The sequence below is a fragment of the Haloarcula sp. CGMCC 1.6347 genome (assembly GCF_037078395.1).
Classification (GTDB): domain Archaea; phylum Halobacteriota; class Halobacteria; order Halobacteriales; family Haloarculaceae; genus Haloarcula; species Haloarcula amylolytica.
On record NZ_JAYMGX010000003.1, the window covers coordinates 207,150 to 221,756 of the forward strand.

Annotated in this window: 14 protein-coding genes; 7 read left to right on the forward strand and 7 right to left on the reverse strand. The window is 58.3% G+C overall.

Translation table 11 applies throughout. The annotated features are described in order from the left end of the window. Positions 1-243: 243 nt before the first annotated feature. From VI340_RS16965 to VI340_RS16975, 3 genes are all read left to right on the forward strand, one after another. Positions 244-1,200, forward strand: a complete 957-nt coding sequence (locus VI340_RS16965; RefSeq protein ID WP_336358821.1) for a succinylglutamate desuccinylase/aspartoacylase family protein — start codon at positions 244-246, stop codon at positions 1,198-1,200. Positions 1,201-1,338: 138 nt separating this feature from the next. Beyond that, positions 1,339-2,529, forward strand: a complete 1,191-nt coding sequence (locus VI340_RS16970; RefSeq protein WP_336330261.1) for a hypothetical protein — start codon at positions 1,339-1,341, stop codon at positions 2,527-2,529. Positions 2,530-2,607: 78 nt separating this feature from the next. Next, a complete protein-coding gene (locus VI340_RS16975) occupies positions 2,608-3,468 on the forward strand; it encodes a methylenetetrahydrofolate reductase (RefSeq protein ID WP_336330260.1) in 861 nt (286 codons plus the stop codon). A gap of 293 nt (positions 3,469-3,761) precedes the next feature. Here the strand turns inward: VI340_RS16975 and VI340_RS16980 are convergent, their stop codons facing one another. Next, a complete protein-coding gene (locus VI340_RS16980; RefSeq protein WP_008312027.1) occupies positions 3,762-5,138 on the reverse strand; it encodes an aminomethyltransferase in 1,377 nt (458 codons plus the stop codon). A 237-nt stretch (positions 5,139-5,375) separates the two neighbouring features. Next, a complete protein-coding gene (locus VI340_RS16985) occupies positions 5,376-5,873 on the reverse strand; it encodes a dihydrofolate reductase (RefSeq protein WP_008312029.1) in 498 nt (165 codons plus the stop codon). Between the two features lie 251 nt (positions 5,874-6,124). Here VI340_RS16985 and VI340_RS16990 point away from each other — a divergent pair, with 251 nt between their 5' ends. After that, positions 6,125-6,400, forward strand: a complete 276-nt coding sequence (locus tag VI340_RS16990; protein ID WP_008312031.1) for a hypothetical protein — start codon at positions 6,125-6,127, stop codon at positions 6,398-6,400. Between the two features lie 172 nt (positions 6,401-6,572). On the opposite strand, the gene VI340_RS16995 is transcribed toward VI340_RS16990, so the two are convergent. Continuing rightward, the gene (locus VI340_RS16995) at positions 6,573-7,226 is read right to left on the reverse strand and encodes a helix-turn-helix domain-containing protein (RefSeq protein ID WP_014031192.1); all 654 of its coding nucleotides are present in this window, start codon (positions 7,224-7,226) and stop codon (positions 6,573-6,575) included. Positions 7,227-7,635: 409 nt separating this feature from the next. Here VI340_RS16995 and VI340_RS17000 point away from each other — a divergent pair, with 409 nt between their 5' ends. Then, positions 7,636-7,803, forward strand: coding sequence for a hypothetical protein (locus VI340_RS17000; protein ID WP_008312034.1), 168 nt, complete (start codon positions 7,636-7,638; stop codon positions 7,801-7,803). Positions 7,804-7,937: 134 nt separating this feature from the next. Here VI340_RS17000 and VI340_RS17005 read toward each other — a convergent pair whose 3' ends face one another. The 4 genes from VI340_RS17005 to VI340_RS17020 all read right to left on the reverse strand — a co-directional run bounded on the left by VI340_RS17005 (position 7,938) and on the right by VI340_RS17020 (position 12,162). After that, positions 7,938-9,038: a carbon-nitrogen hydrolase family protein gene (locus VI340_RS17005; protein WP_008312037.1), complete on the reverse strand. Its 1,101-nt coding sequence runs from the start codon at positions 9,036-9,038 to the stop codon at positions 7,938-7,940. A 101-nt stretch (positions 9,039-9,139) separates the two neighbouring features. After that, entirely contained in the window at positions 9,140-10,378 is a 1,239-nt protein-coding gene (locus tag VI340_RS17010; RefSeq protein ID WP_336358822.1) for an MFS transporter, read from the reverse strand. A 146-nt stretch (positions 10,379-10,524) separates the two neighbouring features. Then, entirely contained in the window at positions 10,525-11,226 is a 702-nt protein-coding gene (locus VI340_RS17015) for an aldehyde dehydrogenase family protein (RefSeq protein ID WP_336330287.1), read from the reverse strand. A 153-nt stretch (positions 11,227-11,379) separates the two neighbouring features. Further along, a complete protein-coding gene (locus VI340_RS17020) occupies positions 11,380-12,162 on the reverse strand; it encodes an IclR family transcriptional regulator (protein ID WP_008312267.1) in 783 nt (260 codons plus the stop codon). A 528-nt stretch (positions 12,163-12,690) separates the two neighbouring features. On the opposite strand from VI340_RS17020, the gene VI340_RS17025 reads away from it, so the two are divergent. Together VI340_RS17025 and VI340_RS17030 are read left to right on the forward strand one after the other, a co-directional pair. Next, complete coding sequence (locus VI340_RS17025; RefSeq protein ID WP_049943056.1) at positions 12,691-13,788, forward strand: sn-glycerol-3-phosphate ABC transporter ATP-binding protein UgpC; 1,098 nt, start codon at positions 12,691-12,693, stop codon at positions 13,786-13,788. Position 13,789: 1 nt separating this feature from the next. Then, on the forward strand, positions 13,790-14,590 hold the full coding sequence (locus VI340_RS17030; RefSeq protein WP_008312263.1) for a creatininase family protein: 801 nt from the start codon (positions 13,790-13,792) through the stop codon (positions 14,588-14,590). The last annotated feature ends 17 nt before the right edge of the window (positions 14,591-14,607 follow it).

The window sequence follows — 14,607 nt, forward strand, 5'->3', positions numbered from 1 at the left end:
GGGTCCCCTGTGGTGATTGTCGCTTCCGGGCAGAAACTCCGACCAGTGTCCAACACGCTAATGTATTGTCAAGTTATATGTTAACAGCCCTCTGTAATTTTTATGATACGGGGTTTTCACACCGGCGACAGCCGCTCTACCGGTCAATGGTTCTGTTCCGAAGGAGTATCACAGCACCGCTCCGTGTGGCCCAGCGATGCTCCTACTCCCAGCGCTTTTGCCTGCGCGCCGCCGGGCATCGATATGGACTACACCGCCGTCACGCACACAACGACTGACCGACGGCTCGGGAGACTCCCATCGGGTCGAGACGTGTCCGTGACTGTCCACCGGTACGTCGGCGGCCCCGGACCGACAGTGTATATCCAGGCGGCGCAACACGGCATCGAACTCAACGGCCCGGCCGCGTTACGGCGACTGCACGACCGCCTGACCGACGCGGCTATCGCCGGGACAGTACTTGTCATCCCGGTCGTGAACCAGCTCGCGTTCGATCACCGGTCGTACATGACCCCCGGCGAGTACGACGTGATGAATCCGAATCTGAACCGCGTGTGGCCGGGAGACGACTCGGGAAGCCTCCAGGAACAGTTCGCCGCTCGCCTGTGGGAACTCGTGAGAGACGCCGACGCAGCGGTCGATCTCCACACTGGCACGGCAGACATGTTAGAACACGTCAGGTGCCAAGCGGGCGATCCGGCCGCCGAACGACTCGCCGAGGCGTTTGGCACTTCCTACAGACTCATCGACGAAGCCGAGGAGGCCGGCGACGACGGCTCGGGCGGGACGTTCCGCGCTGCGGCTGCGGCAGCCGGAATTCCGGTTATCACGGCGGAGCTATCGAACAGTCGCCGGATAGCACAGGACGCGGTTGCGGCTGGTGTCGACGGGATACAGAATCTCCTGCGCGAACGGGCAGTCCTCCCGGCGGACCCGGAGCCCCGGGCCGAGCAGACGGTGCTCCGAAACGACGCGGAGGCGGTCACCGCGTCGGAATCGGGACTGTTCGAATGTCGGCCGGACATCGCCGTCGGGGACGCTGTCAACGCCGGGGAGCGACTGGGGGCTGTCTACGAACCCTCCTCGTTCGAGCAACAACAGGTCGTCTCAGCGACAGAACGAGGAGTGATATTCTCGCTTGCCAGGGAGTCTGTCGTCGTGAAAGGAGAGCGTCTCGCAGGCATCGCGACACCGCGATAACCGAGACGTATCCGAGGAGCCGCCCGCGGGAACTGTTTCAGACGTGTGTTGCTAGCCGTAGTTTTGGGGAAGTTTATAAATGGGTTCGGTATTCCACACCTATCTCTACACCATAACGTGTCATAGTCACTCAATGACATGGGACTTCACACCGCTTTCACGGCGCTCGCGGAGGTCATCGATGCGTACGAATCCCGCGGTCGGTCCATCGAGACCGTCGAAGCATCGCCGGCCGACACCGGTGATGCAGTCCTCGATGTGACGGTGGCGATGCCGATCTCGCTGCGTTCCGGCGGCGGCGCTGACAAGGGTCTCACGCCGGAGACGGCGAATCTAACCGACAGTGGTGACCTCGAAGTCACGTTCTCACCGTCGGCCACTGAACTTCCGTCGACCGCTGGGATCTCACTGTCGATAGGTGATGCCTCGGCGACGGTTACTGACGACGGCTTGCTCCTGACGGTAGAGCTGACAATCGATACCACAGTAGCGCCAGACGAGGCAGCCAGCGTCGACTGTGGGCCTGACCAGGCTAGCCCTGGCGACGCGAGGACAGTCGGCACAGCGAGTGCGGCTGGCACTGACGGTGGTACCTCACTCGCTGATTCTGCTATCTCGGATTCAGAAGCTGTCAGTGAGGGAGACGACGGTTCACGGGAAAGCCCACAGTCGGACGGCGCGGCTACAGCGGCACCTCAGTCTGGTGGCGAGAACGACTCTGAATCCGGCCCGTTCGCCGCCGTCCGCGACGACTCCGTGCCACCGTACGAGGACACCGACTACCTGCAAGCACTGTACGACGAGTGTGACAACTTCAGAGAGATCGCCGAGCAGATACAGATGGACGTCTCCTCCGAGACGGTCCGACGCTACATGATAGAAGCGGACATCCACGTCCCGAACACGTACAATACCTCCAGCGACGACGAAGAAGAAGCGGCCAAATCAGGGCAGTCTGACAACGCCGCGAGTCAGGGTGAAGTCGATGCCGGGGACGAACAGGTCAGTGTGGCCGACCCCGTTTCGGCCGAGTCAGTTGGTTCCGAGAGTTCGGTCGGGGAACTTCCAGACGAGCAACTGGTCACTGACGGGATCGGACTCCCAGCCGATGTCCAACTGCGTGACGTCGCGAACGCGGTCGTCGATTCGGACACGGTGTACGAGGTCCAGCGATGCCTGAGTCTCGACCGTGGCCAGACCCGGGATCTGCTGGAGGAACTCAATCTGCTAGATCTCGTCCTGTGCCGGCTCGCAGACGAACCGGACCACGCTGTCTCCTACGGGACTGTGGCCAGTCGGATCCGGCAGTGTGCGCCTCATAGCGCGTGACAGAAGCGATCTCTTATAAATAGGTTCGATGCCCCACCCACAGAGAAAAGTACGGGTACGCCTTATTTCTGGCAACTCATGGCCCTCGGAACACGCGCTGTCTCAGACAGTCAGGGTGTCCGGACGCTGCTGACGAGCGCCCGGTTCGAACTGATGCCGTTCGAGAGCTTCGACGAGGAGATCACCCACCTCCCCGACGACGCGACAATCGCGATCACGACCTCGCCCCAGCTCGGCATCGAGAAAACCGTCGAAAAGACGGAGGAAGCCGCGGAGATGGGGTTCGATGTCGTGCCACACATCGCGGCCCGGTATGTGGAAGACCGGGCGCAACTCGAAGCGATCGCCGAGCGACTGGAGCAGGCAGGCATCACGGACATCTTCGTCCCAGGTGGTGACCGCGAGGAACCGGCCGGTGAGTACGAGTCGGCGCATGACCTGCTCGAAGCGCTCGCAGAGACCGAGTACTCATTCGCGGAAGTAGGAATCACAGGGTATCCCGAGGGCCACGACTTCATCGACGACGAGACGCTGGCGGAGTCGATGGCACAGAAAGCGCCGTACGCGACGTACATCGTCACCCAGCTCTGTTACGACCCGGAGACCGTGTTAGAGTGGGTCGAAGACATCCGTGCTCGCGGTATCGAACTCCCGGTCGAAGTCGGTATCCCGGGCGTGATGAACTACCAGCGCCTGATGCAAATCTCTCAAAAGGTCGGTGTCGGTGATTCGATCAAGTTCCTCAGGAAGACGACGGGCATTCTCGGGTTCGTCAAGCAACTGGTCGGCTCCCGCGGGACCTACGAACCCGACGAACTCATCGACGGACTCGCGCCCTACGTCGGAGACGACGAGTACAACATCCGCGGCGTCCACATCTACACGTTCAATCAGACGCCCGACACGGAGAAATGGCGGCACAACCGTCTCGATTCCTGAAACCGACCTACTTACTGTCCGGACTCGGGCCACCCAGCTACAAGTACCTGTTTTCGACCGTCTCGCTGGCAGAGACCGCCAGCGAGCCATACTGTGGCCACAGATCCCCAACGCAGTCCAGCAGGAAACGTGAGGTGAGCTTTTCGGGGCAGCATCTATACCGCTTCGGAACTGCAGGAGAGGGGGACGGAGCTACAACGGTATCAGTGAAAACCGGGCGCGGCAGTCGGGGCGGTAAAACAGCAGCGGACGACAGATGGGTGTGCGGACTGCTGGGACAGACGGAGTGATGATCAGTCGTCGCTTTCGGCCTCTTTCCGGGCGTTGAGCTTCGCCTGCTCACGGGCGCTCGGGTTGACGGACTCCTTGAACGGCACTTTCGCGGCGGTCGCGAACACCGGCTCACCGGGTTCGTCGGCGTACTCGTCGGGGAGATGGACCTGGAACTCAAGATCCAGTTCCTCGTCGTAGATCTCGTCGTTGAGCGGCGTATCGGTGACTTCCTGAATCTTCTCAGCCGGGACGAATCCCATCCCGATGTTGGTTTCGAGGTCCGGATTCCACCACGGCGAGGTGAGGTAACCGCATTCCTCGCCCGTGTCCGGGTCAGAGATGAGCCAGAAGTCGGGGGCGTAGTCACGGATCGGCTCGCCGGCGATCTTCAGGCCGATGAGCTTGTGCTCGAACGGGTAGTTGCCGTTCTCGATCTGGTCTTTCTGCTCTTCGAGGACCTCTTTGCCGATGTAGTCGGCCTCCTTGTCGTCGGGAACGTGGTAGCCCAGGTTGACCTGGAACGGCGAGGTCTCGTGGTCGAGGTCCTGGCCCCAGGACATGATACCGGCGGCGATCCGGCGGTGGTGTCCCGGTGCGATCTGGCGACCGTCGTGGTCTTTGACGGACTCCATGACGGGGTCCCAGACCTGTTCGGCGTTTTCCATCGCGTCTTTGACGTAGACCTCGAAGCCTTTCTCGCCCGAGAAACCGGTCTGGCTGATCAACACATCACAGCCGTTGATTTCGGCGTCCATCAGGCCGTAGTACGGGACGTCTTTGACCTTGTCGCCGACGACGTCGACCATCACGTCGAGCGCCCTCGGGCCCTGAATCTGCATCGGAGCCACGTCGATTTCGTCGATTTCGACGTCGAACTCGTTGTCGACGTTGACGCCCTGCAGCCACTGCATCAGCGTCGAGTCCGAGATGGAGAACCAGAACTCGTCTTCCTCGGGACGCAGGAGAACGGGGTCGTTGAGGACCCCGCCGTCCTCGTTACAGAGGATGACGTACTTTCCGTCCATGGCGTCCATACCTGTCACGTCGCGGGTGACGACGTAGTTCGTCAGCGCCTCGGCGTCGGGCCCTTTGACCCGAATCTGTCGCTCTACGGCGACGTCCCAGAGGGTGACAGTGTTAGTCAGTGCATCGTACTCCTTCATCACGCCGCCGTCCTCGGGCTCGATGAGGCCGCGCGGATGATAGAGGCGGTTGTAGACGGTCGCCCGCCAGGCACCCTCCTCGTTGAAGGACTTGTGGAAGAACGGGGACTTTCGAACGCGCGTTGACACCAACATCTCGATGTTGGGGTCACCAGTCTGGCGGAGGTTACGGGGGACAGTCCGATCTGACTGGTCGACACTGGGATGGTTAGGATGTTCCTCGTTACCGGTCATGCCTATGAAAGAAGATGTGAAATACTAATAAAGGATATTGTTACTTGCTTCTGGGGTTTATATGCGGGGGAGACTTTGCGGGCACTGATGATACTCTGAACCGTTGTTTAACAGCCCCAGTACATGAATATTCAGCAGAATACGGTGTCGTGTTACTCGGCTGAAACTGGTAGCTGTAGTACGAAACGACCGGCACGGAACACGACCGAGCGGTTGGTGTGACTGTTCGGACAGATATCAATCCGAGTCACTGCCGGCTCGGGTGTATTTGACGATGTCGAAGTCGTTGTGGTTCGTTCGTTCTGTCTCGGACCAGCGCGACCAGTCGACCGTCGGGAAGACCGTATCGCCGTCGAAAGCTGCCCTTAGTTCGGTGAGGATTAGTTCGTCGGCCTGTGGGAGAAACTGCTCGTACGCAGTAGCGCCGCCAATGACGTACGTCGTAGATGCGCCGCTGTTGGCCGCTTCGGTCAACGCCGCCGTCGTCGAGGTGACAGCCGTGACACTGTCAGGAAGGTGACGCGGCGTCGTAGTCAGAACAATGTTCAATCGCTCCGGGAGTGGGCCGTCGAGATCACGGCGGATGCTCTCAAAGGTACGCCGGCCCATAATCACCGGATGACCGATAGTCGTCTGTTTGAAGTGTGTCAGATCTTCGGGATACTGCCACGGAATGTCGCCGCCGGCACCGATCACGCCGTTAGCCGCGACGGCGGCGATCAGCGAGAGTTTCATACGTACCCCTTTGTCGGGCTGCTGGTAATAAGTCCGCCCCACCGATGAGCGAGGCCACCGCTCGAAACCGACGCATCAATTCCGCTGCCCGAGCTAGGGACACGGTTTCAAGTGACAGCAAGTCGTATTCTGAAACTGGAATCCTGCCGTTTGGATCTGAATCAGTGGGATGTCGCTACACCAATGCTAGCCCGGACCTTGATAGCGTATCTCGCGCGCGACTTATGGGGTTCAGCCATATAAAATGCCGTATGGATACGATTCACCTGTCGCCCGGTCCCGCCGCTGCTCAGGCGTTTCGCCTGGGAATTATCGCGAGCGCGGTCGGTGGACTCGCTGGGATCGCGACGCTGTACTGGTTAGACGTCCTGACACCGGTGTTAGCTGGATACGCACTCGTTCTCCTGTTCCCCGTGTATCTTGTCTTCGCCGCAACAGCGTTGAGCGTGTGGTTGGGATACAACAAAGACGCGACAGCATTGCGACCGGTCTACCGTCAAAAGGATTCGAGCGGGCGATCCGAGTAAACACCACGGTTAGATAGGTCCATTATCTGCCCCAAAGACTCTCTTTTTGATGGTTTTGTGTACATACACCAGAATACAGTTTCAAATGCGGTTCGATATCACGAGAGTTGGTGTAAACCGGTAAAACGATTGGAAGCGCTTTCCGAGCGCTCCCAGTGGCGGATCTGTGGACTCACTCCTTTCTGTCGATTATTGTTGCCGCAATGAGGTTCCGCATTCCCCGCCGGAGCCGGCCGCTCATCGCTGTCGAGGACAGTCCGATTTCGTCGGCGACTTCGTTCAAGGAGATATCCCTGGGTTCTCCGAAATAACCGTTTTCGTATGCGGTTGTCAGTGCGGTCCGCTGCTCATCGGTCAAGCCGTACGACGACTCGCCGCCGGTGTCCGTGTTTCCGTAGATTTCGATGATATCGAGCGAGATGTCGTTCTCGTTGGCATACTCCCAGATCGTGTTGAGTGCCTCTCGGTCGGGGAGGAGGAGTCGGACGAGCCATCCGTTGCCCTTCGTTTCGGTATGGACGAGAAATCCGTTGACATCCGTGACGACAGAGCTGATGAGTTTCGTTTCGGGGGTGTGTTCGATGTAGTATATGCCGGTCTGGTCGGTCCAGTCGACGAGTTCGTAGCTCTGGACTGTCGGGTCGGCATCGAGCATCTCTTCGAGTCGGTCTCTGTCACGATACTCGATGAGGAACGGAAACACGGTGGAGCCCGGATCAGTATTCCCCTGTGTGATGACACGTATCGCTATGTCTTCGAGGTTCTGTAACGTTGGAACCAGAGCGAGGCGTTCGTGTTCGATGTGTATTTTCGTCGTTATTGACATTTTGTGGTACGGAGATTACAATCGAAGCGTCAAAGACGAATACCAGTTCGACAACGGAGCACTATCATCTGTGAACTGCTGTATGTACGCGGGGTCTCCACGTCAATGTTTACATGCACAGGTGCACACACGAAGGCAAAAATAAAAAGCTGACTGCCGTCCCAAATAGCTCCTATCGTGTTCGTGAGACTGTGTTTTCGCCAATGAGAACGAGTCTATGGATGCAGTCTAAGCGACGAAGCACCGAGAAATAACTCAGAAGTTATATGTCATGGACCCATTTAATTCGGCGACCAGCATACGTCTATATCGGAATCTGTATTAACAATTGTTTATAATTTCCCGTAATAAACACCCGTAATTATCCTACAATGAGCTTAGAAGGCTGTACCCAGTATATTATATTGATATGAGTGAACCACAAAACCAATCCACCGCGGATAGCGAGTTCTCAAACGCCGATTTCTATCTACCGGCAGTCGCGCTACCACCGAACTTCGGTCGTATCGAGGCGGCTGTTTCCGACCTCTTCGACTTCCACGGCGTCGTGCTGATTCCGGACAGTTACAATAAGTAACTCAGCCGCGTAGCATGTGTGGTTTATTTGAGAGTTACCTATAGTAACAATTGGAACGATTTACACACTGATCGCACTGCCGTCGGGCGATCAGGTGTGTGTTGATCTTCAATGGCTACTATAACTAATCGTGGTTAGTCGGTCAGTTTATCGGCGACCGCTTCGACAGCCTCGACAGGAACGTCGTACTCGTCGGCGACCGCTTGTGCCTGTGCTGCCGAGAGTGAACCGGTTCCGGCGACTGCATTTTCGCTGGGTTCTCGCGGCTGTGAGGGTGCCAACGTTTCGTCGTTGATAGACAGGCTCACTGCGTCCCAGCGGGTGTAGTGACCCATCGCATCGAAGTACGCCTTCGTCGCCCGCCGTTCGTCGTCCTGGAACTCGGCAGTCAGGAGTCCCTCCTCACCAACCAGCGGACCGGCTTTGACGATCCCTGCCGGGTTGATGAGCATACTCCCGCCTGCGGCGACGTTGAACCCGAGTTCGTCCTCAGAGAAGCCGTCTGGAACAGCGTCGCTCATGTACGCCGAGCACGCGGCGACGAACGACTGGGTTTCGAAGGCGTACTCCCGCATGGCAGGATAGATATCGCAGGTATCCACGGCCTCGCTCGTCTCCGCTCGGGTCTTGTCCCCTGGATGACCGTGTTGTTCCCAGAAGCCGGGCCAGACGGCGGCGTGTATCTCCTCGCCCATTGCGGTCAGCGCTGCCTTCGAGAGCGTCATATGGTTCTCGTAGCAGATGAGGCCGCCGAGCCGTCCGACAGCCGTCTCGTACGTGGCCAGGCTGGATGGGTCGCCGCGCCCCCAGATGGCACGCTCCTCGTGGGTCGGCATCAGTTTCCGGTGTCGACCCATCAGCTCCCCCGTACTGTCGAAGTAAAACAGCGAATTGTAGAGCGTCTCACTTCCCTGCCGGTCACTGATTTCGTTCGTGCCCAACACGAGCGTGAGGTCCGCCTCCGCGACTGCCTCACCGAGTACCTCGATAGCCTCGTCGTCGACGTGGAGACTGTTCTTCTGGAGGTCCACCATCAGGTCAGTCCATCTGGAGATAGAGACGCTGCCTCGCCAGTATGGGTATCCCGGGAAGTACGTCTCCGGGAAGACGACGATGTCTGCACCGTCCCGACCCGCCTGCTCGATGTACCGGCATGTCTTGTCTAGCGTTCCCTCCTTGTCGTGGTAGACAGGCTCTACCTGCGCGGCCGCGAGTGTGAACGATTCAGCTGGCATTCGTTTCCAATTCACAGGCCAGCATCAAATCAGTTGAGCCGATCCGCCGGGGGTGCGGTCTCAGAACTGTTCGTGGGACACGGAACCGACCGGGCTCTTTCCTACTGCCGTCCCGGCTCTGGGGCCTGCCAGGCGACGATGATACCGGCGATGGCGACCACGCCAGCCAGTAGAAACGCCGGCTCGAACCCGACTCTGTTTACTACGGCTCCACCGGCGATCGGTGCAATAAACGCCCCTGCCAGGCCGATACTGGTCTGGAACGCGACCGCCGTTGCGGCGACGCGCGGATCGACAAGCTCTCGAACGTACGTGAACGAGAGGCCGAGCGTCAACTGGACCGCAAATCCGATCAACAGGAGGACAGCAACGAGCAGTGCCAGCGAGCGGAACTGCGTAAACCCGAGGAGAAGCGGAGCGGCGAGTCCGAACGACCACAACACGACCGGTCGCCGGCTTCCGTCGAAGACCCGATCCGAGATGAGCCCGCCACTGATTCGAGATATGACACCAACAGCGGGAAATACGGCAACGACGAGTCCGCTCACAGCCAGAGAGAAGCCAAGGCCTTGCGTGAGATACGACGAGCCCCAGCTATTTACGAACAGGTATAGCGCGTAGCCGAGGAAGCCGAGGATACCAACGAGCCAGACGCTCGGGCTCCGGAGCACTGCGCCGAATTCCTGCAGGGACGGGGCATCGCCGCGGCTCCCGCCGTGCCCGCGACTCGCTGGCCAGAAGACGGCCAGGCCCGCGATTACAGGACCAATGAAGGCCAGAAAGACAGCCGGCCAGCCGAACCGCTGGGCGATAAGCGGCCCCGTTCCCTGTCCGAGTGCGAAGCCGACCGGCCCACTGGCAGTGAAGATGCCGACTGCTGTCGCACGGTTGGAGCTGTCGACGGCCCGGCTCACCATGTCGATACCGGCGTTCCAGACAACGACGTACGCAGTGCCTCCCAGTACACGAGATGCGAGGATTGTCTCGTACTGGCCACGGCGGCCGGCTTGCCAGCCCCACATCCCTGCGATGACTAAGATGCCCACCGCAAGGGCTATCACACTCCTCGAATCAGTCCGGTCCAGCACAGCCCCGGCAGGGAGGCTGACGACGACAGCGGTGCCGAACATGACCCCGACGAGGAGGCCGGCGGCTGTCGGCCCGACCTGCAGTGAGTCTCGAATAAGTGGTGTGACGCTTGCGGGGACGATCTCGTATGCGGCCAATCCCATCGAGATCAGGCTCGCACCCGCCACGAGCCACCACGTCGAGTCGGCTGTTCGAACAGGTGTCTCGGCAGCGGTATCCGAAATATCGGAATCAGTAGCCTGAGGTGTCATTCTGGCGGGGAAGAGCGTTCGGTCATCGCACTGTCGTAGTTGGCACCGGAGCTATAGTAGCCATTGAAAATCAATGCACACCTGATCGTACGACGGCAGTGCGATCAGTGTGAATCGTTTCAATTGTTACTATAGAAGTGAGAAGCTCAGTCAGTTCGAGTGGCGCACGTCTGGCGAGGAGTTCCCGAACAACACCGAAAAAACTGCTTGGTGAGGAGCGGTGGCGACTGAGCGTCACTGTTTCCGAATGAGATCACAGAGCGTATTGAAACCATGGGGCCTGAAGTGGATGATACAACAGAGTGGTTGCCGAGTGCGGCGTAGCACGAGCGTGGAACCTGCGGCACGACACCCAAACAGAAGCAGAAAAACAATCGGGTATATAGACACTCACCTATAGTATAGGTACAAGCATAGAGATCTGATCTGGTATTTCCCAATTTTCGTTCTATCTTTTCGGCTATATTAACTACTAGTCTGAATCCAGTAATCGTTCGGAGCATATTCAGAAGAACTGTGCTAGATATGTTTATACTCACAAGAGGTGATACGTGATTCAGTATTTGTATTGCGTCTCCAGGGTTGGCTATCACATCAGAACAGTGTGTTTCATCGGGCATAGTCGAGGAGGGGTTACCGAGCGTGTACGATCCAGCCCGGGGCACCAGTCGGTCGACGAACTCGTCGTGGATGTCTTCGTGGACGATGGCCCGCGACAGTGCGTCACAGATCTCACTGGTGCTGTAGTAGACGTATGCCGCGGCAGCGGCAACTACCGTTTCTACGTCCACATCGGGAAAGACAACGAGCGGCGACTTCCCGCCCAGTTCGAGAGTAACAGGAGCCATACGGGCGGCGGTCTGCACTGTAGTCGAACCAGTCCCAGTTACCGATCCAGCCGTGCCAGTCGCTCCGGCAGACCCCGCAGGCGTCGACCTGAGCGACGACGCCATCCGGGTCCAACTCCGGGTGTTCGACGTCTTTCAACGTCGGCCACCCGTCTATCCGTCTATAGTACTGTATTCGTAGTACTGACTTCGAACTTCGATTTCGTTTTTCGTATATCGAAGTATCTCTAACAGATTTGCCATATATCTAGAGGTGAATCTATCTCTGGGTCCAGTGATACCGAGGGAGACCATGACCTCCTGTTCGTCGTTGAATATCGGAACGGCGACACCGCGAACGCCCCTGAGGTGCTCCTCGTCGTCTATCGCATAGCCCTGGTCACGGATTCGCTCGAGGGCCGCTTCGAGATCGGACCGGGATGACAGCGTGTTATCAGTCCCTTTCGGAAGCCCATGGTCGGCAACAATTTCGTTTCGTTTTTCGACCGGAAGATGCGCCAGAATAACTTTGCCCAGCGATGTCCAGTGCATCTCGGTGTGATTCCCGATAGGGATTTCGTCGCCCGCAGCCTTTCCACCTGAACTCCTGTAGAGGATGACCCGCTGGCCGTTCTCCTCGATGCCGGCACCAGCAATCTCACCGGTCTCTCTGCTGAGTTCTTCAACTTTATTGCGAAGCAGTCGACCGATGTCTAGTCTCTGCCGAACGCTGCCCCCGAGCTCCAGAAAGCGGAAAGACCGGCGATACTGCCCGGATTCCTTGACGACGTAGTCACGCTGGACGAGTGTGTTGAGATGAATAAACACAGTGCTCGTGGGGATATCCAGATGAGACGCGAGGTCGGAGAGACCGACCGGTTCACGTTTTTCGAGCGCGGCGAGAATATCCAGCGTTGTCTCGACTGCACTGATCGTTTTGTTGTTTTGCGAGGACATAGATGGGATTTTTTTTGCAGGGTGAAATAGATTCCGCCGAGAGGCAAAATGTTTCCACTCACGTTGGAAACTGGTACGATGCACTGATATTAGGGATTCTAACAGGAGTACGGATGTTATTTTCCTCGACCTCGCCACACGCGAAGAGTGACAACATACCACACGAACATGTGGGGCGTAAGATCCAGTCCCGAATTCAGCAGTTACAGTCCCTCTGGCGTCGCTTTGTGACATTCGTCTGTTCAACACGAGCGCAACAAGTGGCTTTCAATCTCGTTGAAAGGAGTTGGAACTGCTCTGATATCCCATTTTCCGCGAAGTAGTAGTTCTCTGCTCCAACTTCTGTATCACGGAATGAGGTCGTACGTACGGGTGTGACGTTTTGGCCTCGGTTCAGAACCGCCGGCTACGCAGTCATACCGGGCGTTGCTCCGCGGGCGCTGCCGGTTTCGATGTGATCGGTCCGCCCGACTGTGCCGGTACTACCAACATTTATTAATGATGATTGCGATGCTTCTTCTACTCGGTATGAGCGAAGTTACACTATCAAACGTCAGCAAGGTATACGACGACAACGTCCTTGCAGTTGAGGACCTCTCTCTGACCGTCGAGGACGGGGAGTTTGTCGTCGTTGTCGGACCGTCCGGGTGTGGCAAGTCGACCACACTTCGGATGATTGCCGGGCTCGAAACGGTCACCGACGGTGAGATTGCTATCGGCGGGGACGTAGTCAACGACGTGCGTCCACAGGACCGGAACATTGCGATGGTGTTCCAGAGTTACGCGCTGTACCCGCACATGACCGTACGCGATAACATGTCCTTCGGGCTGCGGCTGTCCGGCGAGTACGACGATCAGATCGAGCAACGCGTGGCCGAGGCTGCCGAACTGCTGGAGATTTCGGACCTCATGGACGACCTACCGAAACAACTCTCGGGTGGCCAGCAACAGCGCGTCGCGCTTGGGCGGGCTATCGTCCGCGATCCGGACGTGTTTCTGATGGACGAACCGCTGTCGAACCTCGACGCCAAGCTTCGGACACAGATGCGCACGGAGATCCAGCGGATTCAGGAAGAGCTGGACGTGACGACGATTTACGTCACGCACGATCAGACGGAAGCGATGACGATGGCGGACCGGATCGTGATTCTCAATCAGGGTGAACTCCAGCAGGTCGCACCGCCGGAGCGCTGCTACGACGAGCCCAACAACAAATTTGTCGCGGGGTTCATCGGGTCACCATCGATGAACTTCTTCGAGGTGAGCGTGACAAATAGCGGTGGACGTACGACGGTCCACTCAGCAGGTGTGGAGTTTACGCTCAACGTCGATATTCCGGACGGGGAGTACACGCTGGGCGTCCGTCCGGAGGATTTCGTCGCCGAGGACGCCGGGTCGTACATCGATACGGTCGTGGACGTCGTAGAACCCATGGGTTCGGACAATTTCCTCTATCTGGAGACAGCAGACGGGTCGAAAGAAGTCGTAGCCCGGGTCGATAGCGAGTACCGACCGGAACGGGGCGACGAAATCGCGTTAGGATTTCATACGGAGGATATGCATCTGTTCGGTCCCGATGGCGAGCGAGTGGAACTGAACCAGCTACAGCGGACAGAATCAGCGTAATATGTTGTACGATACTATCGGTCGGAAAGAGAGCGAGTGGGCTGGAATGACGGCGAGTCAGGTCCGAGGTGTCGGCGAACAGCCGGGCTCTGTTCTCGTTATTCCCGTCGGAAGCGTCGAACAGCACGGAAACCATCTCCCGGTCGTCACCGACACACTCCTGGTCGAGGCGATGGTCGACACTGCTATCGAGCGTCTGGACGACGTGCCTGTCGTCGTGACGCCGCCGGTCTGGAGCGGGTTCTCGCCACACCATCTGTCGTTCGGTGGGACTCTGTCACTCGAGTTCGCGCACTTGCGAGCAACACTTGAAGATATCGCACACGCTGGCATCCAGAACGGATTCGATGCGGTGCTGTTCGTCAATGGCCACGGCGGGAACAGTTCACTCATCGACGCCGTCGTGAGTACCGTGGGCGTCGACACCGATGCGGAGGTACTCGGAACGACGTACTTCCACCTGGCGTCGGATCGAATCGAGGAACTCCGAACGACCGAGACGGGAGGGATGGCCCACGGCGGCGAGTTCGAGACGTCCCTCATGCTTGCGCTCCGACCGGACCTCGTGGGCGACCCGGAGGTCCGCGACGGGGAACCGATGGACGAACACTACAGATGGGGTGGACAGGACCTGCTCGACGGGGGCAACGTCGCCGTCTATCGTTCCTTCGACGAGTATTCCACGTCCGGTGCCATCGGGACGCCGAAGCAGGCGACTGCCGAGACAGGCGAACGAATCCGCTCGGTCATCGGCGACGAACTCGCGGCCCTCATGACCGCGATTCACGAGAGCAATTCCTGACCAATGAGCCACACAAC

Bases quoted from the DNA above. Each gene is read 5' to 3' on its own strand.
- VI340_RS16985 (WP_008312029.1), bottom strand. From the start codon at position 5,873: ATGAAACTCTCGCTGATCGCCGCCGTCGCGGCTAACGGCGTGATCGGT.
- VI340_RS17020 (WP_008312267.1), bottom strand. From the start codon at position 12,162: ATGTCCTCGCAAAACAACAAAACGATCAGTGCAGTCGAGACAACGCTG.
- VI340_RS17015 (WP_336330287.1), bottom strand. From the start codon at position 11,226: ATGGCTCCTGTTACTCTCGAACTGGGCGGGAAGTCGCCGCTCGTTGTC.
- VI340_RS16975 (WP_336330260.1), top strand. From the start codon at position 2,608: ATGGCCCTCGGAACACGCGCTGTCTCAGACAGTCAGGGTGTCCGGACG.
- VI340_RS17025 (WP_049943056.1), top strand. From the start codon at position 12,691: ATGAGCGAAGTTACACTATCAAACGTCAGCAAGGTATACGACGACAAC.
- VI340_RS17000 (WP_008312034.1), top strand. From the start codon at position 7,636: ATGAGTGAACCACAAAACCAATCCACCGCGGATAGCGAGTTCTCAAAC.
- VI340_RS16970 (WP_336330261.1), top strand. From the start codon at position 1,339: ATGGGACTTCACACCGCTTTCACGGCGCTCGCGGAGGTCATCGATGCG.
- VI340_RS16990 (WP_008312031.1), top strand. From the start codon at position 6,125: ATGGATACGATTCACCTGTCGCCCGGTCCCGCCGCTGCTCAGGCGTTT.
- VI340_RS16980 (WP_008312027.1), bottom strand. From the start codon at position 5,138: ATGACCGGTAACGAGGAACATCCTAACCATCCCAGTGTCGACCAGTCA.
- VI340_RS17010 (WP_336358822.1), bottom strand. From the start codon at position 10,378: ATGACACCTCAGGCTACTGATTCCGATATTTCGGATACCGCTGCCGAG.
- VI340_RS17030 (WP_008312263.1), top strand. From the start codon at position 13,790: ATGTTGTACGATACTATCGGTCGGAAAGAGAGCGAGTGGGCTGGAATG.
- VI340_RS16965 (WP_336358821.1), top strand. From the start codon at position 244: ATGGACTACACCGCCGTCACGCACACAACGACTGACCGACGGCTCGGG.
- VI340_RS16995 (WP_014031192.1), bottom strand. From the start codon at position 7,226: ATGTCAATAACGACGAAAATACACATCGAACACGAACGCCTCGCTCTG.
- VI340_RS17005 (WP_008312037.1), bottom strand. From the start codon at position 9,038: ATGCCAGCTGAATCGTTCACACTCGCGGCCGCGCAGGTAGAGCCTGTC.